Origin of the sequence: Neotabrizicola paludis (genome assembly GCF_044142105.1) — a bacterium.
Classification (GTDB): Bacteria; Pseudomonadota; Alphaproteobacteria; order Rhodobacterales; family Rhodobacteraceae; genus Pseudogemmobacter.
In genome coordinates this window covers 452,705-473,964 of sequence record NZ_JBGTYM010000001.1, presented here as the reverse complement: position 1 = coordinate 473,964, position 21,260 = coordinate 452,705, and the positions used below count along the sequence as shown (strand labels likewise).

The window sequence follows — 21,260 nt, the reverse complement described above, 5'->3', positions numbered from 1 at the left end:
ACATATGCAAGAATGAAGATAGGAACAAGCCGAGGAGGCTTAGATGGTCACGCTTTCCGTTCCAGACATGAACTGCGCCCATTGCCAAGCCAGCGTCGAGTCCGCGCTCAAGCCGCATACCAGCAAGGTCGAGGTGGATTTGCAGGGCCGCAAGGTCCATGCCGAGTCGCTGACCGAAGTGGAAAAGCTGCTCGAGGCCCTGTCGGATATCGGCTTTCCGGCCAGTGTAGAGCGCTGATGCAATCCGTGGCGCGCCGCCGAGACAGGCAATTCGTGTAAAAGCTGTGTCTTATGCCGCACATGTGAACAGTGTCGCCGCATTGGTGCCCTTTCCCTGACTTGCCGATGCCCAACATGCGGGTCAAATGGAGAGACAGGCAAAAATGACGCCATCGGCGCAGTCACGGAGAAATCAAATGGCCAAGGCCATTACCAGTCAGCAGCAACAGGGCGGCGCCCAGACGCCCCCGCAGCAGCCCAGCCAATCCGGCTCGACCCCGCCCCAGCAGGGTGGCCAGCCGATCTTCAAGGACTGGGCGTCGATCTGATCGCCCTTTCCTGACAGAGACAGCCTTGCCGAAACGCGGGGTCAGCCCATAGGCTGGCCCCGTTTTGTTTTCCGGACCTTGTCATGACCACGCCCATTTCTTCGATCCCCAATCTTGGCCCGGCCAGCGAGGCGGCCTTTGCCCGCGCCGGGATCACCAGCGCCGAAGATCTGCGCGCCCTTGGTCCCGACGCGGCCTATCTGCGCCTGCTGCGATCCGGCTCTGCGCCGCATTTCATCGGCTTTTATGTTCTGGTGATGGGGTTGCAGGGTCGTCCTTGGAACGATTGCAAGGGCGAAGAGAAAAAGGCCCTGCGGGCACGGTTCGACGCGCTCAAGGCGGAATATGCCGGATCAACGGAAAAGGGCCGCTCGGATCTCGAGGCGGCCCTTTCATTCTTTGGCGTGGTCGAGCGGCGCTAGGGGCAACTTCCTTGGAATGAAGTTGCTCCGGCCCTGCGCGAGAGCCGGCTCAGCCGACCAGTTCGAGACCCGAGAAGAAGAAGGAGATCTCGCGCGCAGCCGAGACTTCGCTGTCCGAACCATGGACCGAGTTCTCGCCCTTCGACAGAGCGAATTCCTTGCGGATGGTGCCATCGGCGGCCTGGGCCGGATCGGTCGCGCCCATCACTTCGCGGTTCTTCGCGATGGCGCCTTCGCCTTCAAGCACCTGTACCACGACCGGCTCGGACGCCATGAACGCGCAAAGCTCACCATAGAAGCCGCGCTCCTTGTGCTCGGCATAGAATTCGCCGGCCTGGGCGGGCGACAGGTGGATGCGCTTCGAAGCGACGACGCGCAGGCCGGCCTCTTCGAATTTGGCAACGATCTTGCCGGTCAGGTTGCGCTTGGTCGCATCGGGCTTGATGATCGACAGGGTGCGTTCGGTGGCCATGAGCCTCTCCATTTTCCGTTCGGGGCCCGTCCGGGGCCATGTGTTCCGGCGCGGCTGCTAGCATGGCGGGGCAACGATGAAAAGATGGCGCTCGGCGTCGGGCATGGCCGCGATCCGGCGCCGCGGGCGGAATTTTCGCCGCACCGGGGCTTTGCAGCAGGCCGGTCGATTGACCTTGGCGCGGCGCTGCGGCATGGCCTTCGCCCATGCTGCGCATTGATGACATCACCTATTCGGTCGAGGGCCGCCCGCTCATGCAGGGTGCTTCGGCCACGATTCCCACCGGCCACAAGGTCGGCATCGTCGGCCGCAACGGCACCGGCAAGACCACGCTCTTCCGCCTGATAAGGGGCGAGCTGTCGCTGGAAGGCGGGTCGATCACCATTCCCGCCCGCGCCCGCATCGGTGGCGTCGCGCAAGAGGTGCCGTCCTCCGATGTCTCGCTCATCGACACGGTGCTGGCCGCAGATACCGAACGCGCCGCCCTGATGGCCGAGGCAGAGACCGCCACCGACCCCCATCGCATCGCGGAAGTGCAGGCCCGGCTGACCGATATCGACGCCTGGTCAGGCGAGGCGCGCGCGGCCTCGATCCTGCGCGGCCTTGGCTTCGAACCTGAGAAGCAGCTTATGCCCTGCTCCGCTTTCTCGGGCGGCTGGCGGATGCGGGTTGCCTTGGCGGGCGTGCTGTTCTCGCAGCCCGACTACCTGCTTCTCGACGAGCCGACCAACTATCTCGATCTGGAAGGCGCGCTCTGGCTGGAAAGCTATCTGGCAAAATATCCGCATACCGTCCTGATCATCAGCCATGACCGCGGCCTTCTGAACCGAGCGGTCAATGCGATCCTGCATCTCGAAGATCGCAAGCTGACGCTCTATTCCGGCCCCTATGACACCTTCGCGGAGACCCGCGCCGCGCGTCTGGCCGTGGCCGAGGCCGAAAACCGCCGTACCGAGGCGCGCCGCGCCCATCTGCAAAGCTTCGTCGACCGCTTCCGCGCCAAAGCGAGCAAGGCCCGGCAGGCCCAATCGCGTATCAAGATGATCGAGAAGCTGAGTTTTGCCACGACGCCGCAAGAGGCCGCGCTGGCGAAATTCTCCTTCCCCGAGCCGGAAGAACTGTCGCCTCCGATTCTGACGCTGGATGGGGTTTCGGTCGGCTATGGCGGCCCGCCCATCCTGCGGCGTCTGTCGCTGCGTGTGGATCAGGACGACCGCATCGCGCTTCTCGGCCGCAATGGTGAGGGCAAGTCGACGCTCTCCAAGCTTCTCGCAGGCAAATTGCAGGCAGAAGCGGGCAAGCTGCACCGCGCGGGCAAGCTGCGCATCGGCTATTTCGCCCAGCATCAGGTCGACGAGCTGCATATCGACGAAACGCCGATCCAGCATGTCCGTCGCCTGCGCCCCGACGAGGCCCCTGCCCGACTGCGCGCCCGGCTGGCAGGGTTTGGCCTTATGGCGGATCAGGCGGAAACGCTGGTCGGAAAGCTGTCGGGCGGCCAGAAGGCGCGGCTTTCGCTTCTGCTGGCCACCATCGACGCCCCGCATCTTCTGATCCTTGACGAGCCGACCAACCACCTCGACATCGAAAGCCGCGAGGCCCTGGTCGAGGCGCTGACCGAATATTCCGGCGCGGTGATCCTGGTCAGCCATGACATGCATCTTCTCTCGCTGGTGGCAGACCGGCTGTGGCTGGTCAAAGGTGGCGAAGTCACGCCCTATGCTGACGATCTGGAAAGCTATCGCAAGCTGCTGCTGACCTCGGACGAAGAGGCCAAGCCCGCGACGAAGCCGGTGGAAAAACCCAAGAAAGCGAGCCGCGACGAGGTTCTTGCCCTGCGCGCCGAAGTCCGCCGCTGCGAGGATCGCCTGGGCAAGCTGAACGAGATGCGCGACAAGCTGGCGAAGAAACTGGCCGATCCCGAGTTATACGAAGATGCACGCAAGGGCGAGCTTGAGACTTGGAACCGGAAATATGCCGAACTGATGCAGGGTCTCGACAAGGCCGAGGCGCTGTGGCTGTCGGCGCAGGAGGCGCTGGAGGCTGCCGGCTGATGCCGATGCCCTGGACCTATCGCCAAGCGACCCGCGAATGGCAGGCTTTTCTGGCGGATGCGCGGGAAGCCATGTCTCTTGAAAGCGACAATGCCGCCTATACGGCGATCGAGGGCGTGCTGAAGGCCTTCCGCCGCCGACTTACCCCTCAGGAAGCGATCGATTTCGCGCAGATCCTACCATCGGTGATCCGGGCCTTGTTCGTGGCCGACTGGCGCCTGGATGAGGGGCCGGTGCCAGCGGGCAATCGCAGGGACTGGACGGCGGAAGCACGGGCCTTGCGGCCCCATCACAATCTGACGCCTGAAAATTGCATCGAAGCCACGGCGCTTGCCCTGCGCCAAGCGGTTCTGCGCGAGGCTCTGGATCGGGTCCTGGCGCGACTTCCCGCCTTCGCAGCCGAGTTCTGGGCGCCGCCGACAGACGTGGATCCGGCCGGGCTGGGGCCCGGAATTGTTTAAACCGCGCCCTCTTTTCACCCCCTAACTCCTCTGAAACCGGAAAACGGCAAGAGTTGCGCGACCGCCCCCTTGGCGCGCTAGGCAGACGCAATTGGGAAGGATAGGTTTGATCCCATGCCGGAAACCGCTTTCCTCATCACCGCCTTCGCCACGCTGTTCGTGGTGATCGACCCGCCTGGGCTGGTGCCGATGTTCATCGCGCTGACCCGCGGCATGTCGGACGAGAAGCGGGTGGCCATGGCGCGGCGGGCCTGCCTGATCGCGGCGGCGCTGCTGACACTGTTCGGATTGTTCGGCGAGGCGATCCTGGGCTTCATCGGCATTTCCATGTCGGCCTTCCGCATTGCGGGTGGGATTCTTTTGTTCCTGACCGCGCTTGACATGCTGTTCGAACGGCGTACCCAGCGGCGTGAGGGTCAATCCGCCGAGCCGGACCACGACCCTTCGGTATTCCCGCTTGCCACCCCCCTGATCGCCGGTCCCGGCGCGATAGCCACGATGATCCTGCTGGTCGGGCAGGCCGAGGCCATGGGGGGCGCGGCCTGGACCGGCGCGGCCGTGGTGATCGGTCTGATGCTGGTGATGATGGTGGTGACTTGGGCCTTCCTGCTGGCCTCGCCGCCCCTCGAGCGGATGCTGGGCCGCACCGGCGTAATCGTGATCACCCGGCTTCTCGGCATGTTGCTGGCCGCCCTGTCGGTGCAATTCGTCATCGACGGCGTCAAGCAGACCGGGCTGATCGGATGACGCTGCTGGCCGGCCCCCTTTGCGGTGCAGCCACCCGCCCCCATATCGGTTGAAACGGCAGGAGTGCGGGTTTGGACGGCGATTACGGGCGGTTGGTTTATCTGGGGGTGCTTCTGGCGGCGGTCATCGGGGTCGTGCTGCTGGAATATCGTCACCGCCTGGGGCAGGCCCTGCGCGGATTGATGACCTGGGGGCTAATCTTCCTGGGCGTGCTGGCGGGCTATGGCATGTGGGGCGATATCCGCCAGGCGGTGATCCCCAGCCAAATGGTCACTGCGACGGGCGAGCTGACGCTGCCCCGCGCCCGCGACGGGCATTTCTACGCAACGCTGACCGTGAACGGCCAGAAGATCGAGTTCCTTGCAGATACCGGCGCCACCAACATGGTCCTCTCGCAGGGCGACGCAAAACGCGTGGGCATAAACCCGGACGATCTGGTCTATATGGGTCAGGCCTCGACCGCCAATGGCGTGGTGCGCACGGCGCGGGTGGCGCTGGATACGGTCGAGCTGGGGCCGTTCGAGAACCAGAACTTCCCGGCCTATGTGAATGACGGCGAGATGGACGGCTCCCTTCTGGGCATGGATTACCTGCGCCAGTTCCGTATTGAGATCGACGGCGACAAGATGGTGCTGCGCCGCTAGACAATCAGCCCGGCGCGACGCCGGTCTTCTGGGCCTTCAATTCCCATCTGCCGCTTTCGTCGGAATGGTATTGCGCGGTCAGCCCGGCCTCGGTCACCGCTTTCCATTGCGAGCGGGCCGAGGCAAGTTGCGCCGGATCGGCGCCTTCAAAAAGCAGCCAGGTCCGTTCCATCTGCGCGGCTTCTGCAAGATCGACCGCCATCGACCCCAAAAGGCAGACCGCCCGCGCCCCATTGACAGGGGCGCCTGCGCCCAGAAGCACGGGCTGATCGGCATCTTGCGGCCCGCCCTCGCGGCCATGCGGCAGGAAGCCGTTTGCTGGCGTCATCCACAGCGCGTCATCCAATTGGTCGAGCCGCAGGGAGTCGGCCGCGCGCACCATCACGCGCCAGCCCTGGGCCAGCGCGCGGGAAAGCTGGGTCTGGGCGGTCTCCTCGACCGTCAGACGGGTCAGCTGCATGAAGACGACCGTGCCAGGCATCGGGACGATGTCACCCCGCCTCGAACTTGTCGCGGATCAGCCGGTCCAGCGCCATGACGCCCCAGCCGGTCGCGCCCTTGGGCGCAAGGGTGCTGTCTGTCTTGAGCAGCGCCGTGCCTGCGATGTCGAGATGGATCCAGGGCGTCTCGGGCTTGACGAAGCGTTGCAGGAACTGCGCCGCCGTCACCGCCCCGCCATCGCGGCCACAGGAATTCATGATATCGGCGACCCGGCTTTTCAACTTGGCGTCATAGCCATCGCCCAGAGGCATCCGCCAGGCGCCCTCGCCCTCGGCCGCCGCTGCCTTGAGGAAGGCAGTGCACAACGCGTCGTCATTGGAAAAGACGCCCGTGTTCTCATGCCCCAGCGCCACGATGATCGCGCCGGTCAGGGTGGCAAGGTCGATCATCCCGGTCGGCTTGAAGCGTTCCTGCGCGTACCAAAGCACATCGGCCAGAACCAGCCGCCCCTCGGCATCGGTGTTGATCACCTCGATTGTCACGCCCTTCATCGAGCGCACAACATCGCCCGGACGCTGCGCCCGACCATCGGGCATGTTCTCGACCAGGCCCACCAGCCCGACGACATTGGCCTTGGCCTTGCGCAGCGCCAGCGCGCGCATGACGCCCGCCACGACGCCCGCGCCGCCCATGTCCATCGTCATCTCTTCCATTCCAGCGGCGGGCTTGATCGAGATGCCGCCCGTATCGAAGCACACGCCCTTGCCGACCAGCGCAAAGGGCGCCTCGCCCTTCTTGCCGCCATTCCATTGCATCACCACGACCTTGGACGGGCTTTCCGAGCCCTGCCCCACGCCCAGAAGCGCGCGCATCCCCAGCTTGGCCAAGTCGGCCTCTTCCAGAATCTCGACCTCGAGCCCCAGTTCCTGCATCGCGGCCAGGCGGGCGGCGAAATCGTCCGTGGTCAGCACGTTTGCGGGTTCGTTCACCAGGTCGCGGGTGAAGAAGACGCCTTCCGCCACAGCTGCCATGGGGGCTGCCTGCGCCGCCACCGCTTCGGGATTGGCCACCATCAGCGTCACGCCGCCAACCGGCTTGGCCGGGGCGGATTTGTGAATCTGGAAATCATAGGCGCGCAGTGCCAGGCCATAGGCGATCTCGGCCGCGCGGGGATGGCCCTCGGCCAGAACCAGCAACGGCGCCTCGCCATGGCTTTTGCCAAGGCTGGCGCCCGCCTTGCGGGCCTGCGCCGCATCGGCCTTTTTGCCCAGGCGCACCAGATGCAGCGCCGTCGCTGCAAGGCCGGTCGGGAAGGCCAGATCCAGCGCCTCGCCCTCTTTGAGCGCCTGAAAGGCCGGTGAAGCCACGGCCCGCGCCAGCGCACCGCGGGTCAGCTTGTCCAGCCGCTTGAGCGGAGCCGAAAGCGTCGCGCCGGTATCGGCAAAGACCGCGAGGCGACCGGTATGGAGCGCCAAGACCTCGGCGTCGACGGGTTGGAACTGGATCTGGACAGGTTGCGACATGCGTGTGCCTTCATCTGTGGGCCCGGGGCGCGGCTGCCCCTTCTATCGGCGGCAAAGCTAGCGCCGCCCCGCCACCTTGGCCAGATATGAGTTTTCCACCCCCGCGAATTCCGCTAGGCTCCGCCGCAACATCTGGTGTGGGACTGACGGCGCGTGGCAAGATTCGACCGATATCTGTTGTCGCATTTGCTGGCGCTTTTCGGCTTCTTCTCGCTCGTGCTGGTCGCGGTCTATTGGGTCAACCGCGCGGTCGGCCTGTTCGACCAGTTGATCAGCGACGGGCAATCGGCGCTGGTCTTCCTGGAATTCTCGCTGCTGACATTGCCCAATGTGATCCGGCTTGTCCTGCCGGTCTCGGCCTTCGCGGCCTGTCTTTATGCGATCAACCGCTTGATGCAGGAATCCGAGCTGGTGGTGATGCAGGCGACGGGCTTTTCCGCCTTTCGCCTGGCCCGCCCGGTGCTGTGGTTCGGTGCCATCGTCGTCGCCATGCAGCTTGTGCTGCTGAATTTGCTTGTTCCGATGTCGCAAGCGCGGCTGGCCGACCGCAGTGCCGAAATATCCGAGAATGTCACCGCGCGTTTCCTGAACGAGGGGCGCTTCATGCACCCGTCCAAGGGCATCACGATCTATATCCGCGAGATCACCCCCCTGGGCGAGTTGAACGACCTGTTCCTGTCCGACGAGCGCAGCCCGGACGAGCGGGTGGTCTATACCGCGCGCAAGGCGCTGCTGGTGCGGGGCGAGGCCGCGCCGCGCCTCGTGATGCTGGATGGCGCCGCGCAGCGGCTGTCGCGAGACGAGACCCGGCGCATCGCCCTGACACGGTTTTCGACCTTCACCATGGATTTGGCTGGGGTGGTCGGCGCAAAGGATGCCCGCAAACGGCAGATGAAAGAGTTGACCACGGCCGAACTGATCTCGGCCGATCCCGGGCTGATCGCGGCCACGAAGGAGACGCCGGGCGCCTTTCGGGCCGAAATCCATACACGGATCGCAGGATCGTTTCTGGGCCTCGCCGCACCTCTTCTGGGCTTTGGCTTCCTGATGCTGGGGGGCTATTCGCGTTTTGGTCTGTGGCGGCAGATCGCGGGGGCCGTGATCGGGCTGATCCTGCTTCAGATGGTAAACACGGCAACCAGCGGTGCGGTCCTGCGGAATGACAGCCTTTGGGCGTTGAATTATGCGGCTCCCGTGCTGGGCACGGTGGCCGGGCTGGCGCTTCTTTGGCTGGCGCAGAGGCCAAGGCGACTGCGCCAGGCGACTGCGGAGACCCTGGCATGACATTGTCGTTTTACATCGCCCGCCGTTTCCTGTGGACGGTTGGACAGGTCTTCCTGGTCTTCTTTGGTATCCTGATGCTGATCGACATGATCGAGCAGTTGCGACAGTTTTCCGGCGCAGGCGCGGGGATCATGGAGGCCGCGCATCTGTCGCTGCTGAATGTGCCCGAGACGCTTTACCGCATCCTCCCGCTGATCCTCATCATGGGGTCGATCGCGGTCTTCCTGGGCCTGGCGCGGTCTTCGGAACTGGTCGTCGTGCGCGCCGCCGGCCGGTCCGGCCTGCGCTTTCTGGTAACGCCTGTATTGGCCGCGCTGGCAATCGGCCTTTTCGCAGTGGCGGTGCTGAACCCGCTCGTCGCGGCGACATCCAAAGCCTATGACGATCTCCGCGCCCGCTATCTGGGCGCGGATGGCTCGGTGCTCTCCGTCTCCGACTCCGGGCTCTGGCTGCGCCAGGGAGGCGAATATGGCCAGACCGTCATCCAGGCGCAGCGGGCCAATCCCGATGGGACCGAGCTGTTTGACGTGTCCTTCCTGACCTTCGGCAAGGATGGCACGCCCGCGACCCGGATCGAGGCGAGCCAGGCCCGGCTGACGGCGGGCGCCTGGCTGATCGACCATGGCAAGATGTGGGACCTGACGGCCCCGAACCCCGAGCTGGGCGCGGTGATCTGGCCCGACGGCACGCGCCTGCCCTCGGATCTGACGGTCGAGCGAATCCGAGACAGTTTCGGCACACCCGCGGCGGTGCCGATCTGGCAATTGCCGTCCTATATCGCCGGGCTGGAACGCGCGGGCTTCTCGGGCCGCAGCTACCAGCTCTGGTTCCAGATGGAACTTGCGCAACCCTTGTTGCTGACCGCGATGGTTCTGGTTGCCGCGGGCTTCACGATGCGGCATGTCCGCTTCGGAAATATCGGCCAAATGGTGCTTTACGCTATGCTTTCGGGCTTTGCCCTGTTCTTCCTGCGCAACTTCGCCCAGGCCCTGGGCGAAAACGGCCAGATTCCGATCCTTCTGGCCGCCTGGGCGCCCCCCTTGGCCGCAGTGATGCTGGCGCTTGGCCTGCTTCTCCATCTGGAGGATGGCTGATGCTGCGCCGCCGTCTTGCCCTTCTGACTGCGGGCTTCCTTGCCCTGTCCGGCCTGACCCTGCCCGCCGCCGCCCAGGAAAAGGCGACGCTGGTCTCGGACCGGCTGGAGATCACCGGCGCGAATGAACTGGTCGCCTCGGGCGCCGTCGAGATCTTCTACCAGGGCCAGCGCCTGCGCGCCTCGCGTCTGATCTATGACCAGAAGGCCGACCGGCTGCGGATCGAGGGGCCGATCGTCCTGACCGATGCCAGCGGCAACACCATCCTTTTCGCCAGCGAGGCCGATCTTGCTGCCGACATGCGCGAGGGCATCCTGAGCAGCGCGCGGCTGGTCCTGAATCAGCAGCTCCAGATCGCCGCCAATCAGGCCATGCGGATCGACGGGCGCTATACGGCGCTCGATCAGGTCGTGGCCTCGTCCTGCAAGGTCTGCGAAGGCAGTCCGACACCGCTGTGGGAAATCCGCGCCCGTCGCGTGGTGCATGATCAGGAAGCGCGGCAGCTTTACTTCGACCAGGCTCAGTTCCGCGTCGCGGGACTGCCGATCTTCTATGTTCCCCGTCTGCGGATGCCCGACCCGACGCTCGAGCGGTCAAGTGGCTTCCTGATGCCGGTGATCCGCACGACCTCGGATCTCGGTTTTGGGCTGAAGATTCCCTATTTCCAGACCATCGGCCCGGACAAGGACCTGACGATCACCCCCTATCTGACCGCCAAGGGCAGCCGCACCGTGGAACTGCGCTACCGCCAGGCCTTCACGACCGGGGCGATCGAAGTGAACGGTGCCATTACCCGCGACAAGCTTCTGCCGGGCGATACGCGGGGCTATGTCTTCGCCACTGGCGCCTTCGATCTGCCCGACAATTTCAAGCTGACCTTCGGGCTGCAGGCCGCATCGGACAATGCCTATCTGCTGGATTATGGCTATTCGGACACGGACCTGCTAGACAGCCGGATCGAGCTGTCGCGCACCCGTCGCAATGGGTTTTTCTCGGCCCGGGTGGTCAGCTTCCAGACCCTGCGCGACGATGAGGATAATGACACGATCCCATCGCTGATGACTGATGTCACCTTCCACCGCCGCTTCTCGCTGGGCGCGCTGGGGGGCGAAGGCGGTTTCCGCTTGCAGACCCACAGCCATCTGCGCACCTCGGACAGCCCCTTTGACGGGCCGGACCCCGATGATATCGCCGATGGCCGCGATGTCAGCCGGATCTCGGCCCGCGTCGACTGGCGGCGCAGCTTCATTCTGCCGATGGGGATCGAAGCCACCATTCTGGGCGAAGCGCAGGCCGATGGCTATACGATCGGCCAGGATGCGATCTATGGCGGCGATAGCAGCCGCACCCATGCGGCGGCCGGGGTAGAGCTGCGCTGGCCCTGGGTGAAAACCGTGGCTGCCAGCGGCGCGACTCATGTGATCGAACCGGTGGTGCAGCTGATCTGGGCCAAGCAGAATGGCGGGCTGATCCCCAACGAGGATTCGGCGCTTGTGGAATTCGACGAGGGCAACCTTTTCTCTCTCGACCGCTTTCCTGGCGCGGATGCGGTCGAAGACGGCCGCCGGGCCAATATCGGCCTGACCTGGACACGTTACGATCCGTCGGGCTGGAATCTTGGCCTGACGATCGGTCGTGTGCTGCGCGAGAAGGATTTCGGGCAGTTCGGCACATCCTCGGGCCTTGGGGGTGACAATTCCGACTGGCTGGCAGGTCTTTCGGTCGATTGGCAGAACGGCTTTGTCGCGAGTGGCCGAGTGGTGCTGGATAACGATTTCTCGTTGACAAAGGGCGAGATGCGGCTGACGCTCAACCGCGACAAGCTGGCGCTGGCGACTTCGGCGATCTGGTCGGTGGCCGATCCGCTGGAGAACCGTCCCGATCCCACGCGCGAATTTGCCTTCGACGCGCGCTGGCGGGCCAATTCTGCGCTGACCGCCAAGCTTTCCGGCCGCTATGACTTTGTCCGCGATCAGGGCACCCTGGCGGGCTTTGGTGTGGAATACCGCAATGACTGCGTGGCGGTCGACTTTTCGCTCTCGCGTCGCTTCACTTCCTCGACTAGTGTAAGCCCGACGACGGATTTCGGCCTTTCGGTCGATCTGATCGGCTTTGGCGGCGGCAAGACGGCGGGTCCGTCGCGGCGCTGCTACTAGACATGAACCCCCGGCGCGGGCGAGACCGGGGGTACAGCAAGAGACCGGAACGGCAGATGGCAGGCGGCAGGATTTCGATGCAACCCAAAGCAAAAACTCCGGCGGGTCGCGCCGCGCTTGGCCTTGGCCTGATGCTTGCAATGGGCCTTGCGCCCCTTCCCGCCGCGATGGCGCCGATGGCCCCTGCTTTGGCGCAGGACCTGTTTGCCCCCCGCCTCTTTGTGGGCGACCGCGTCATCACCGGCTATGAGGTGATGCAGCGCGCGATGTTTCTGAAAATCCTGCGCGCGCCCGGCGATCCCGAAGAAGAGGCGCTGAAGGCGCTGATCGATGACAAGTTGCGGCTGACCGAGGCGAAACGTCTGAAGATCACGCTGTCGGAAAAGGAACTGACCGACGGGATGAGCGAATTCGCGAGCCGGGCGAATCTGACCAGCGAGCAGCTTGTCGCCGAGCTGGCCAAGGTCGGCGTTGCGGCCGAAACCTTCCGCGATTTCGTTTCGGCCGGCCTGTTGTGGCGCAAGGCGGTGCGCCAGCGCTATGTCGGCCAGGTGCCGATTTCCGAAGCCGATGTGGACAAGGCGCTGGCCAATTTTTCCCGGCCCAAGGCGTTGAAGGTGCTGGTCTCGGAGCTGGTGATTCCGGCGGAACAGGGCCGCGAGGATGAAGCGATGGCCTTGGCCATGCGCCTGTCCAAGGAGATCCATGGCGAGGGCGCCTTTGCCGCTGCCGCCTCGCGCTATTCGGCCGCCCCGACGGCGGCCAAGGGCGGGCGGCTGGACTGGTTGCCGCTGGCGAACCTGCCCGGCCAGATCGCCGGTCAGGTGCTGGCCCTTGGCCCCGGCGATGTATCGGCACCGATGGCGGTTCCGGGCGCGGTCGTGCTGTTCCTTTTGCGCGACGTAGCAAAGGACGAGACCGCCGAGCCCATCACCGTCAACGTGAAATGGGCCGAGTTCCTGCTGCCAGACGATCCGGCCGAGATCGCCCGCGTCAAGTCCGAGGTCGATCAGTGCAACGATCTTTACGGCCAGGCCAAGGGCCTGCCCGAGGACCGGCTGACCGTCTCGAGCGCGACCATGGCCGAGATCCCGCAGGATGTCGGGCTGGAATTGGCGAAGCTGGACCTGAACGAGATCTCCACCGCCCTGACCCGCAGCGGGTATCGCCGCCTGCTGATGCTCTGCTCGCGTGAGCCGGTCACCGAGTCGCTGCCGACGCGTGACCAGATCAAGGAGCAGGTCCTGAACCTCAAGCTCGAGGGTCTGGCCGCGAACTATCTTGAAGAGTTGCGGATGGCGGCGATCATCCGCGAACCGTGAACATGCTGCGTCCCGTCGCACTGACGGCGGGCGATCCTGCCGGAATCGGGCCGGAGCTTGCGGTGAAGGCGCGCACGGCTTTGGGCGCGGACCTGCCCTTCTTCTGGATCGGCGATCCGCACCACTTGCCGGAAGGCGCGCAGATTGCGGAGATCGGGCATCCGGCGGATGCGATTGCCGTGCCGCCGTCCCTGCTTCCCGTCCTGCCCCTGCGCTTCGCCGCCCCGGCCTCGCCCGGCGCGCCGGTTCCGGCCAATGCCGCGGGCACCATCGCCGCAATCGACCGCGCCGTCGCGCTGGTGCAGGCAGGCGAGGCTTCGGCCGTCTGTACCCTGCCGATCACCAAGAAGGCGCTCAAGGATGGCGCGGACTTCGCCTTCCCCGGCCATACCGAATATCTCGCCCATCTTGCCGGGGTGGATCGCGTGGTGATGATGCTGGCCTGCCCCGAGCTGCGGGTAGTGCCGGTGACGATCCATATCCCCGTCTCCGAGGTGCCCGCGGCGCTGACCGAGGCGCTGCTGGAAGAGACGATCCGCATCTCCCGCGACGGGCTGATCCGCGATTTCGGCCTGTCGCGCCCCCGTATCGCCGTGGCGGGGCTGAACCCCCATGCGGGCGAAGGCGGCGCGATGGGCTGGGAAGACGAGCGGATGATCCGCCCGCTGCTGGACCGGCTGAAGGCCGAAGGCTTCGATCTGCGCGGGCCGATGCCAGCCGACACGATGTTCCATGCCAAGGCGCGGGCGGGCTATGACGCGGCGATCTGCATGTATCACGACCAGGCGCTGATCCCGATCAAGACCATCGACTTCGCGGGTGGTGTCAATGTGACGCTGGGCCTGCCCTTCGTGCGGACCTCGCCCGATCACGGCACGGCCTACGACATTGCAGGCAAAGGCGTGGCGGATGTGTCAAGCACGCTTGCGGCGCTGCGTCTGGCGCGCGATATGGCGGCGGCGCGCGCGGGGTGATCCGCCCGGGGGCTCTGCCCCCGGCCCCCCGGAGGATTTGGACCAAGATGAACGAGGGGCGAAGCATGGCCACGATCGACGGTTTGCCGCCCCTGCGCGAGGTCATTGCCGCGCATGATCTGGTGGCGAAGAAGCAGCTCGGACAGAATTTCCTGCTCGACCTGAACCTGACAGCAAAGATCGCGCGATGCGCGGGCGATCTGTCGGGCTGCGATGTGCTGGAGGTCGGCCCCGGCCCGGGCGGTCTGACCCGCGGCCTTCTGGCCGAAGGGGCACGGCGGGTGGTGGCGGTCGAGATGGACCCGCGCGCCCTGCCCGCGCTGGAGGAGATCGCGGCGCATTATCCGGGGCGGCTGGTGCCTCTGCTGGGCGATGCGCTGAAGCTGGATGTGGCGGCGCAGCTGTCTGCCCCTGTGAAAGTCGTGGCGAACCTACCCTATAATGTCGGCACCGAGCTTCTGATCCGCTGGCTGACCCCCGCGAGCTGGCCACCCTTCTGGGACAGTCTGACGCTGATGTTCCAGAAGGAAGTGGCCGAACGCATCGTGGCAAAGCCCGGCAGCGACCGTTACGGACGACTGGCGCTGCTGGCCCAGTGGCGGGCCGAGCCGAAGATCGTGATGCATCTGCCGCCCGAAGCCTTTACCCCCGCCCCCAAGGTCCATTCCGCCGTGGTGCATCTGAAGTGTCTTGAGGCGCCGCGCTATCCCTGCGACGGCGCGGTGTTGCAGCGCATCACGGCCATGGCCTTCAACCAGCGCCGCAAGATGCTGCGGTCCTCGCTCAAGGCTCTGGGACCAGATGTCGAGGAAAAGCTGCGGGCCGCAGGGATCGCCCCCACGGCCCGTGCTGAAGAGATCTCGCTGGAAAGCTTCTGCGCGCTGGCGCGGCTTTACTGACTTATTCGGCAGCTTCCGACGCATCTCCCGAAGGTGCCGCTTCGGCCGCAGCGGCAGGCTTGCGCGTGCGGCGCGGCTTTGCGGCCTTGGGTGCGGCTTCGGCTACGGCTACGGGTTCCGCCGGGGCAGCGGGCGCTTCGGCCGCAGGCTCGACCGAGGCGGGAGCGGGCGGAACCGGGGCAGCGGCGGGCGCTTCGACCGGCGCGGCGCCGGTGATGAAGGCGGGCAGCTCGGGCTGCGCCTCGGGCTGTTCGGCGCGGCGACGCTCGTCCCGGTCGCGGCGGAAATCACGGTCGCGACGCTCTTTGCGTTCGCCTTGCGGACGATCGCCTTGGGGACGCTCGCCCTGGGGACGGTCACCTTGCTGGCGGTCGCCCTGGGGCCGATCGCCCTGGGGACGGTCTCCCTGCGGCCGATCCCCCTGAGGCCGGTCGCGGCGACGGGCTTCCGGGGTCTCGACAAGCCCGCTGTCGCCGCCTGAGGGTTCCATTCCCTCGACCGAGGGTTGGTCCTGCGCGCCGGGATCGCGGAAATCGCTGCGGTCATTGCGGTCGCGGTATTCGCCGCGCTCGCGATAGTCGCGGTTGCTGCCATTGCCATTGCCGTTGTTGCCAGCGCCACCGTTCTGATTGAACTGCTGCTGACGGGCCTCCTGCTCGGCGGCCAGCTCGCGCTGCGCCTCGGCCAGCATCCGGGTGTAATGCTCGGCATGCTGAAGGAAATTCTCGGCCGCCACGCGGTCATTGCTCAGCTGGGCATCGCGGGCGAGCATCTGGTATTTCTCGATGATCTGCTGCGGGGTGCCGCGCACCTTGCCTTCGGGGCCGGAGCTGTCGAAGACGCGGTTGACGATGTTGCCGAGGGTGCGCGGGCGGTTCTGGCTGGAACGCGAGCGTTTCTTGGAAGAGCGCATCTGTGCCTTTGATCAATGCGATCCGCCTTTGGCCCATCGAACCGGCCGACAGAAGCGGCCAACGGGAGAGCAAGGCGGGATCAGGTTGATACGGCGGTCGGGACAGGGAAGGCGCCAGAAGCCAGCCGCATGAGATGGTCTAAATCACGCGCGGACCTGTGTGGCAAGGAGATTCTGGGACAAATCGGCGAATAACGCGGAAAATCGCGGGGCTCTTGCCAAGGGGTCACGCCCGGAGCGGCTGGGCCTGCGGCATCACGGCGCGCGGGCGGCGACCACGCGGTCCCTGCCGTCAAGATCGGGCAGGATGCGACTATCGACAAGGCCGACCCTGCCCAGAAGCGTGGCGACCGCCTGACCCTGGGTCGGGCCGATTTCCAGAAGCACCCGCCCGCCCGAAGCAAGCAGGGTTGGCAGGCCTTCCGCGATGGCGCGATAGGCGGTCAGGCCGTCAGCCCCGTCGGTCAGGGCCTGGCGCGGTTCCCAGTCGCGGACTTCGGGGGCAAGACCCTCCATCTCGGCGCTGGCGATATAGGGCGGGTTCGAGACCACAAGATCGAAACGGCCAAGCCCATCGGCCCAGCCCGGTTCGGTCCAATCGAGACGGCGGAACTCGGCGCGGTCCTGGACCGAAAGGCGAAGGGCATTCTGCCTTGCAACCTCGAGCGCCGCTTCTGAACTGTCACCGCCGATCCCGGTCGATCTGCCGGTTTCCAGCAGGCAGGTCAGCAGGATGCACCCCGTCCCTGTTCCAAGATCCAGCATACGGTCGAAGCGCGCCGACAGGGCCTCGATCACCAGCGTTTCCGTATCCGGGCGCGGGTCGAGCGTGTCGCTCGTCACCAGGAACGGATAGCTCCAGAACCAGCGCAGACCGGTGATTTGAGAGACCGGCTGACGGGCTTCGCGGGCATCCACCGCGCGTTCGAAGGCCGCGACTTGTGCCGCAGTCAGCGTGTTGGGCAGATCGCGGATCAACAGGTCGGTGCCGATCCGCAGGACATGGGCAAGGAGAATCCGGGCGTCGCGGACCGGGTCTTCCACCCCTGCCGCCCACAGGCGCGGGATCGCCGCGCGCAGCGCCTCGGCGCCGGTCATGCCTCCATCTCGGCCAGTTTCGCCGCCTGATCATGGGCGATCAGCGCATCGACCACCTCGGTCAGGTCGCCCTGAATGATGCGGTCAAGCGCATAGAGCGTAAGGTTGATGCGGTGATCGGTCATCCGGCCCTGCGGGAAGTTGTAGGTGCGGATGCGTTCGCTGCGGTCGCCCGAGCCCACTTGCGATTTGCGGTCGGCGGCACGCTCGCTGTGGATGCGCTCCCGTTCCATCTCGTAAAGGCGCGCGCGAAGGACCTGCATGGCGATGGCGCGGTTCTGGTGCTGCGACTTTTCAGACGAGGTGACGACCGTGCCGGTGGGAATATGGGTGATCCGCACGGCGGAATCGGTGGTGTTGACGTGCTGGCCACCCGCGCCGCTGCTGCGCATCGTGTCGATGCGGATGTCGGAGGCGGGAATGTCGATATCGACCTCTTCCGCCTCGGGCAGGACCGCGACGGTCGCGGCAGAGGTGTGGATGCGGCCCTGGGCTTCGGTTTCCGGCACGCGCTGGACACGATGGACGCCGGATTCATATTTGAGGCGGGCATAGACGCCCTCGCCCTGAACATGGGCAGTGAATTCCTTGAGCCCGCCAAGTTCCCCGGATTGTTCGGAAATTACCTCGAACTTCCATCCCATCGTCTCGGCGTAGCGCTGATACATCCGGGCAAGATCGCCCGCGAACAAGGCGGCCTCGTCGCCGCCGGTGCCGGGACGGATTTCCAGGATCGCGGGCCGCGCGTCAGCCGCATCCTTGGGCAGAAGCGCGATGCGGAGACGATCTTCCATCGCGGGGATGGCGTCTTTCAGGCGGGGCAGCTCGTCCTCGGCAAGCGCGCGCATCTCGGGATCGGCCAGCATGGCCTCGGCATCCGACAGATCGGTCAGCGCCTGGCGATAGGCGGCAATTTCTTCGGCCACCGGCTTCAGCTCGGAATATTCGCGGCTAAGCGACGCGATCTCGGCCGGGCTGGCGCCGGCATTGAGCTTGGCCTCGACGAATTCGAAGCGCTGGGTGATCTGGGCGAGTTTGTCTAGCGGAACCATGGGCGGTTGTCTGGCGCGGATCGGGAGACCGGTCAAGAGGAGGAAAACCCGTGGCTTAGTCCTTTGCCATGGGACCTGAACCCGCGGCGGCCCCGGGCCTATGGCGCTTGCGCCAAGCAAGGGCCTAGAGGCGCGAGAGCCAGTCGGTCAGGCGGGCGGCGTTGACGCCGAAATCCGAACGGCCAAAGCGGAGCCGGGCATAGAGACGCAGGCCATCGGGATGCGCCTCGGCGGTGGTGTAATCGGGAAAGCCCCAGAGCGCGGAGCGGGTGATCCAGGTGATGCGGTCCGTCGCGGGGCTGCCCGCAAGGCGCGTGGTGCGGGCGGTGGCAAGGGCGATGGCATCGAGTCTCGCGAGCAGATCTTCGGTCCCGCCACGCTGAGAAGAGATGCGAAGAACGGCAGCGCCTTCAAGGGCTTGCACCCTGTCGCTCGGCAGGTCCCGGAACAGCGCCTCGGGCGGCGAGACATGCCAGAGGGCGGGGTCCGAAGGGGCGAAGCGGATGTAACCCGCCCCGCCTGCCGCCAGCAGCACCACCGTCGCGAGGATGCCGCGGGCGCTCATCTTTGTGTCTTTGCCCAGTGATAGAGGCAGATCAGCTCATAGGCGACATGGGCGCCAGCGATGGCGGTGGCACCCGTGGTGTCATAGGGCGGCGAGACCTCGACAATGTCGCCGCCCACCATATTGACACCGGCAAGATCGCGCAGCATCGCCGCTGCCTGCCAGCTTGCCAGCCCGCCCCAGACCGGGGTGCCGGTGCCGGGCGCGAAGGCAGGATCGAGACAGTCGATGTCGAAGGTGACATAGGTCGGCTTGTCGCCGACGATGTCCTTTGCCTTCGCCACCGCTGCTGCGACGCCTTTTTCATGCACTTCGCGCGCGTCGATGACATGGACGCCGAGGTAGTCTTCGGTGGTGGTGCGGATGCCGATCTGGACCGAGCGCTTTGGGTCTACCAGCCCGGTCTTAACCGCCTTGTAGAGCATCGTGCCGTGGTCGATGCGGGTCAGGTCGTCATCGGGCCAGAGGTCGGAATGCGCGTCGAAATGGATCACCCCCAGCGGTCCGAACTTTTCGGCATAGGCCTTGAGGATGGGGAAGGTGATGTAGTGATCGCCGCCAAGGGTGACGGTTCCGGCGCCTGCGGCGAGGATTTTGCGGATGTGATCGGTCAGGATTTCGGGGAAATCCGCCACTTTCGCATAGTCGAAAGCAAGATCACCGTAGTCGATAATATTCAGCTCTTCCAACGGGTTGGTTGGCCATCCATGCGGGGGATCATAGGGCTGGAGACTGGAGGCCTCGCGGATGGCGCGGGGGCCGAAGCGGGTGCCGGTGCGGTGCGTCACCGCCTGATCGAAGGGAACGCCGGTCACCGCAAGATCGACGCCGGTCAGGTCTTTCGTATAGCTGCGGCGCAGGAAGGAGGTTGCTCCTCCGAACGCGTTTTCAAAGGCATAGCCGCGCAGGCCCTTGCGGGTGAAAGCGGTGTCGACCTGCGTCTTGGCATCTTCCAGGGGCATGGGAATTCTCGGGATACAGAAGGCGCGCTGTCATTGCCCCCCAGGCCGGACAGCCCCGGAAAGGACCGTCTTCCGTTTGTCTTCCAAACGTCTTCCGATCGTCTTCCAAAGGTCTTGCCGTTTTCGCCAAACGGGGCCGGAGACGCGCGGATCCGGGTCCGGGCAAGGAAGCCTGCCCGGAGCCCTTTGTCAACCGCCTCAGCCGATGCGATGGCCTTCGCGGACCAGTTCGTCCGTCACCTGCCGGATGGCACGGTGCAGCGTGTCGGCGATCTGGTCAGCCTGCGTCTCGGTCAGGGTCAGCGGCGGCGACATCACGTTGAGGTGGCCGATCGGGCGGACCAGAAGGCCCATCGCCTCGGCGGCGTTGGAGATGCGCTTCGATTCGTTCGCGCCATCGGGCAAGGGTTGCTTGGTCGCCTTGTCGGCCACGTTCTCGACGCAGAGCATCAGGCCCCTGCCCCGGACCTGGCCGACCAGCGGCAGATCCTCGAGCGGCTTGAGCCTGTCCTGAAGATAGGCGCCGACGCGGGCAGCGTTCGCGAGCAGATCCTCGCGTTCCATGATCTCGATCACCTTGAGGCTGGCGGCGCAGGCGACCGGATGGCCGGAATAGGTGAAACCGCTGGTGAACCAGCGCCCCCCCACCTGCGCCATCGCCTGCCAGATCCGGTCGGAGAAGATCACCGCGCCAAGGGGCACATACGCGGCCGACAGGCCCTTGGCACAGGTGATCATGTCGGGGATGACGCCGAACTCGGCCTCGGCGGCGAACCAGTGGCCAAGGCGACCGAAAGCGGTGACAACCTCATCGGCGATGAACAGGATGTCATGCTGACGGCAAAGATCGGCCATGCGGCGCAGATAGCCTTCGGGCGGCAAGATCACCCCGCCCGAGGCCTGGATCGGCTCGGCGAAGAAGCCGCCGATGCGGTCTGCGCCGATGCGGGCGATCAGGGCCTCAAATTCGGCGACCAGCGCATCGCAGAATGCGGCCTCGCTCATGCCTTCGGGGCGGCGATAGGGATCGGGGCAGGACAGGTGATGGATGCCATCGGTCTTGTAGCGGAATTCCTCGACCCGGTCGCCGGGGCGCTTGCCGATGGATTGGGTCAGGAAGGTCGCGCCGTGATAGCTGTTCTCGCGCGCCACGATATCGGTCTTTTGCGGGCGGCCCATGGCGTGCTGGTAATACCAGACCATGCGGGCGGCGGTGTCGACGGCGGTCGAGCCGCAGGTGGTGAAATGGACACGGTTCAGATCGCCCGGCGCGCGGGCGGCGAGTTCGGCGGCCAGACGCGCCGAAGGGCCATTGGTCATGTCGACGAAGGTGTTGCAGAAGGCCAGCTGCTCGGCCTGTTCGGCCATGGCCTGCGCCACTTCCTTGCGACCAAGGCCGATATTGGTGCACCACATGCCGCCCACGGCATCGAGATAGCGTTTCCCCGACGCGTCCCAGAGCCAGGCGCCCTCGCCGCGCTCGATCACCAGAGATCCTTCGGCTTCGAAGGGGCCGAAATTGGCCCAGGGGTGCAGGACATGTCGACGGTCCATCTCCCACAGGGTTTCGGGCGACAGGTTCGAGGCGGGCCGGGCCAGGGCCTGGGGGGCGGTCATGGGGAATCTCCC

At 65.5% G+C, this 21,260-nt stretch carries 22 protein-coding genes; 13 read left to right on the top strand and 9 right to left on the bottom strand.

Annotated elements, in window-relative coordinates:
* The first annotated feature begins 43 nt into the window (after window positions 1–43).
* The 3 genes from ACED67_RS02290 to ACED67_RS02280 all read left to right on the top strand — a co-directional run bounded on the left by ACED67_RS02290 (window position 44) and on the right by ACED67_RS02280 (window position 970).
* A complete protein-coding gene (locus ACED67_RS02290; protein ID WP_395539907.1) occupies window positions 44–238 on the top strand; it encodes a heavy-metal-associated domain-containing protein in 195 nt (64 codons plus the stop codon).
* A 178-nt stretch (window positions 239–416) separates the two neighbouring features.
* Window positions 417–548: a hypothetical protein gene (locus ACED67_RS02285; RefSeq protein ID WP_395539906.1), complete on the top strand. Its 132-nt coding sequence runs from the start codon at window positions 417–419 to the stop codon at window positions 546–548.
* Between the two features lie 83 nt (window positions 549–631).
* Entirely contained in the window at window positions 632–970 is a 339-nt protein-coding gene (locus tag ACED67_RS02280) for a TfoX/Sxy family protein (RefSeq protein ID WP_395539905.1), read from the top strand.
* Window positions 971–1,019: 49 nt separating this feature from the next.
* On the opposite strand, the gene ndk is transcribed toward ACED67_RS02280, so the two are convergent.
* Complete coding sequence (ndk, locus tag ACED67_RS02275) at window positions 1,020–1,442, bottom strand: nucleoside-diphosphate kinase (protein WP_395539904.1); 423 nt, start codon at window positions 1,440–1,442, stop codon at window positions 1,020–1,022.
* 206 nt (window positions 1,443–1,648) lie between these two features.
* Between ndk and ACED67_RS02270 the strand changes: the two genes are divergently transcribed.
* The 4 genes from ACED67_RS02270 to ACED67_RS02255 all read left to right on the top strand — a co-directional run bounded on the left by ACED67_RS02270 (window position 1,649) and on the right by ACED67_RS02255 (window position 5,348).
* Window positions 1,649–3,496 (top strand): ABC-F family ATP-binding cassette domain-containing protein, encoded by a 1,848-nt coding sequence (locus ACED67_RS02270; RefSeq protein ID WP_395539903.1) that lies wholly within the window; start codon window positions 1,649–1,651, stop codon window positions 3,494–3,496.
* Window positions 3,496–3,957, top strand: a complete 462-nt coding sequence (locus ACED67_RS02265; protein ID WP_395539902.1) for a DUF2267 domain-containing protein — start codon at window positions 3,496–3,498, stop codon at window positions 3,955–3,957. The genes ACED67_RS02270 and ACED67_RS02265 overlap by 1 nt, the downstream gene beginning before the upstream one ends.
* 114 nt (window positions 3,958–4,071) lie before the next feature.
* Window positions 4,072–4,704 (top strand): MarC family protein, encoded by a 633-nt coding sequence (locus ACED67_RS02260; protein ID WP_395539901.1) that lies wholly within the window; start codon window positions 4,072–4,074, stop codon window positions 4,702–4,704.
* Window positions 4,705–4,775: 71 nt separating this feature from the next.
* On the top strand, window positions 4,776–5,348 hold the full coding sequence (locus ACED67_RS02255; protein WP_395539900.1) for a retropepsin-like aspartic protease family protein: 573 nt from the start codon (window positions 4,776–4,778) through the stop codon (window positions 5,346–5,348).
* Window positions 5,349–5,352: 4 nt separating this feature from the next.
* On the opposite strand, the gene ACED67_RS02250 is transcribed toward ACED67_RS02255, so the two are convergent.
* Together ACED67_RS02250 and ACED67_RS02245 are read right to left on the bottom strand one after the other, a co-directional pair.
* Entirely contained in the window at window positions 5,353–5,808 is a 456-nt protein-coding gene (locus ACED67_RS02250; RefSeq protein WP_395539899.1) for a DNA polymerase III subunit chi, read from the bottom strand.
* A gap of 31 nt (window positions 5,809–5,839) precedes the next feature.
* On the bottom strand, window positions 5,840–7,312 hold the full coding sequence (locus ACED67_RS02245; protein ID WP_395539898.1) for a leucyl aminopeptidase: 1,473 nt from the start codon (window positions 7,310–7,312) through the stop codon (window positions 5,840–5,842).
* A 153-nt stretch (window positions 7,313–7,465) separates the two neighbouring features.
* On the opposite strand from ACED67_RS02245, the gene lptF reads away from it, so the two are divergent.
* The 6 genes from lptF to rsmA all read left to right on the top strand — a co-directional run bounded on the left by lptF (window position 7,466) and on the right by rsmA (window position 15,041).
* Entirely contained in the window at window positions 7,466–8,596 is a 1,131-nt protein-coding gene (gene lptF / locus ACED67_RS02240; protein ID WP_395539897.1) for an LPS export ABC transporter permease LptF, read from the top strand.
* On the top strand, window positions 8,593–9,690 hold the full coding sequence (gene lptG / locus ACED67_RS02235; RefSeq protein ID WP_395539896.1) for an LPS export ABC transporter permease LptG: 1,098 nt from the start codon (window positions 8,593–8,595) through the stop codon (window positions 9,688–9,690). The genes lptF and lptG overlap by 4 nt, the downstream gene beginning before the upstream one ends.
* Window positions 9,690–11,846, top strand: coding sequence for an LPS-assembly protein LptD (locus tag ACED67_RS02230; protein WP_395539895.1), 2,157 nt, complete (start codon window positions 9,690–9,692; stop codon window positions 11,844–11,846). Before lptG ends, ACED67_RS02230 begins: the two co-directional genes overlap by 1 nt.
* A 77-nt stretch (window positions 11,847–11,923) precedes the next feature.
* On the top strand, window positions 11,924–13,168 hold the full coding sequence (locus tag ACED67_RS02225; protein ID WP_395539894.1) for a peptidylprolyl isomerase: 1,245 nt from the start codon (window positions 11,924–11,926) through the stop codon (window positions 13,166–13,168).
* Window positions 13,169–13,170: 2 nt separating this feature from the next.
* Window positions 13,171–14,142, top strand: coding sequence for a 4-hydroxythreonine-4-phosphate dehydrogenase PdxA (pdxA, locus tag ACED67_RS02220; RefSeq protein ID WP_395539893.1), 972 nt, complete (start codon window positions 13,171–13,173; stop codon window positions 14,140–14,142).
* A 65-nt stretch (window positions 14,143–14,207) separates the two neighbouring features.
* Window positions 14,208–15,041 (top strand): 16S rRNA (adenine(1518)-N(6)/adenine(1519)-N(6))-dimethyltransferase RsmA, encoded by an 834-nt coding sequence (rsmA, locus tag ACED67_RS02215; RefSeq protein WP_395539892.1) that lies wholly within the window; start codon window positions 14,208–14,210, stop codon window positions 15,039–15,041.
* A gap of 1 nt (window position 15,042) precedes the next feature.
* Here the strand turns inward: rsmA and ACED67_RS02210 are convergent, their stop codons facing one another.
* The 6 genes from ACED67_RS02210 to ACED67_RS02185 all read right to left on the bottom strand — a co-directional run bounded on the left by ACED67_RS02210 (window position 15,043) and on the right by ACED67_RS02185 (window position 21,248).
* On the bottom strand, window positions 15,043–15,954 hold the full coding sequence (locus ACED67_RS02210) for a DUF4167 domain-containing protein (RefSeq protein ID WP_395539891.1): 912 nt from the start codon (window positions 15,952–15,954) through the stop codon (window positions 15,043–15,045).
* A 255-nt stretch (window positions 15,955–16,209) separates the two neighbouring features.
* Window positions 16,210–17,052: a peptide chain release factor N(5)-glutamine methyltransferase gene (prmC, locus tag ACED67_RS02205; RefSeq protein ID WP_395539890.1), complete on the bottom strand. Its 843-nt coding sequence runs from the start codon at window positions 17,050–17,052 to the stop codon at window positions 16,210–16,212.
* Window positions 17,049–18,104, bottom strand: a complete 1,056-nt coding sequence (gene prfA / locus ACED67_RS02200; protein WP_395539889.1) for a peptide chain release factor 1 — start codon at window positions 18,102–18,104, stop codon at window positions 17,049–17,051. The genes prmC and prfA overlap by 4 nt, the downstream gene beginning before the upstream one ends.
* A 124-nt stretch (window positions 18,105–18,228) precedes the next feature.
* Window positions 18,229–18,669, bottom strand: a complete 441-nt coding sequence (locus tag ACED67_RS02195) for a DUF1499 domain-containing protein (protein WP_395539888.1) — start codon at window positions 18,667–18,669, stop codon at window positions 18,229–18,231.
* On the bottom strand, window positions 18,666–19,631 hold the full coding sequence (speB, locus tag ACED67_RS02190; RefSeq protein WP_395539887.1) for an agmatinase: 966 nt from the start codon (window positions 19,629–19,631) through the stop codon (window positions 18,666–18,668). The genes ACED67_RS02195 and speB overlap by 4 nt, the downstream gene beginning before the upstream one ends.
* 198 nt (window positions 19,632–19,829) lie before the next feature.
* On the bottom strand, window positions 19,830–21,248 hold the full coding sequence (locus tag ACED67_RS02185) for an aminotransferase (protein ID WP_395539886.1): 1,419 nt from the start codon (window positions 21,246–21,248) through the stop codon (window positions 19,830–19,832).
* Window positions 21,249–21,260: the final 12 nt, after the last annotated feature.

Coding starts and splice junctions, on each gene's coding strand:
- ACED67_RS02290 (WP_395539907.1), top strand. CDS start 44: ATGGTCACGCTTTCCGTTCCAGACATGAACTGCGCCCATTGCCAAGCC.
- ACED67_RS02285 (WP_395539906.1), top strand. CDS start 417: ATGGCCAAGGCCATTACCAGTCAGCAGCAACAGGGCGGCGCCCAGACG.
- ACED67_RS02280 (WP_395539905.1), top strand. CDS start 632: ATGACCACGCCCATTTCTTCGATCCCCAATCTTGGCCCGGCCAGCGAG.
- ndk (WP_395539904.1), bottom strand. CDS start 1,442: ATGGCCACCGAACGCACCCTGTCGATCATCAAGCCCGATGCGACCAAG.
- ACED67_RS02270 (WP_395539903.1), top strand. CDS start 1,649: ATGCTGCGCATTGATGACATCACCTATTCGGTCGAGGGCCGCCCGCTC.
- ACED67_RS02265 (WP_395539902.1), top strand. CDS start 3,496: ATGCCGATGCCCTGGACCTATCGCCAAGCGACCCGCGAATGGCAGGCT.
- ACED67_RS02260 (WP_395539901.1), top strand. CDS start 4,072: ATGCCGGAAACCGCTTTCCTCATCACCGCCTTCGCCACGCTGTTCGTG.
- ACED67_RS02250 (WP_395539899.1), bottom strand. CDS start 5,808: ATGCAGCTGACCCGTCTGACGGTCGAGGAGACCGCCCAGACCCAGCTT.
- ACED67_RS02245 (WP_395539898.1), bottom strand. CDS start 7,312: ATGTCGCAACCTGTCCAGATCCAGTTCCAACCCGTCGACGCCGAGGTC.
- lptG (WP_395539896.1), top strand. CDS start 8,593: ATGACATTGTCGTTTTACATCGCCCGCCGTTTCCTGTGGACGGTTGGA.
- ACED67_RS02230 (WP_395539895.1), top strand. CDS start 9,690: ATGCTGCGCCGCCGTCTTGCCCTTCTGACTGCGGGCTTCCTTGCCCTG.
- ACED67_RS02225 (WP_395539894.1), top strand. CDS start 11,924: ATGCAACCCAAAGCAAAAACTCCGGCGGGTCGCGCCGCGCTTGGCCTT.
- pdxA (WP_395539893.1), top strand. CDS start 13,171: ATGCTGCGTCCCGTCGCACTGACGGCGGGCGATCCTGCCGGAATCGGG.
- rsmA (WP_395539892.1), top strand. CDS start 14,208: ATGGCCACGATCGACGGTTTGCCGCCCCTGCGCGAGGTCATTGCCGCG.
- ACED67_RS02210 (WP_395539891.1), bottom strand. CDS start 15,954: ATGCGCTCTTCCAAGAAACGCTCGCGTTCCAGCCAGAACCGCCCGCGC.
- prmC (WP_395539890.1), bottom strand. CDS start 17,052: ATGACCGGCGCCGAGGCGCTGCGCGCGGCGATCCCGCGCCTGTGGGCG.
- prfA (WP_395539889.1), bottom strand. CDS start 18,104: ATGGTTCCGCTAGACAAACTCGCCCAGATCACCCAGCGCTTCGAATTC.
- ACED67_RS02195 (WP_395539888.1), bottom strand. CDS start 18,669: ATGAGCGCCCGCGGCATCCTCGCGACGGTGGTGCTGCTGGCGGCAGGC.
- speB (WP_395539887.1), bottom strand. CDS start 19,631: ATGCCCCTGGAAGATGCCAAGACGCAGGTCGACACCGCTTTCACCCGC.
- ACED67_RS02185 (WP_395539886.1), bottom strand. CDS start 21,248: ATGACCGCCCCCCAGGCCCTGGCCCGGCCCGCCTCGAACCTGTCGCCC.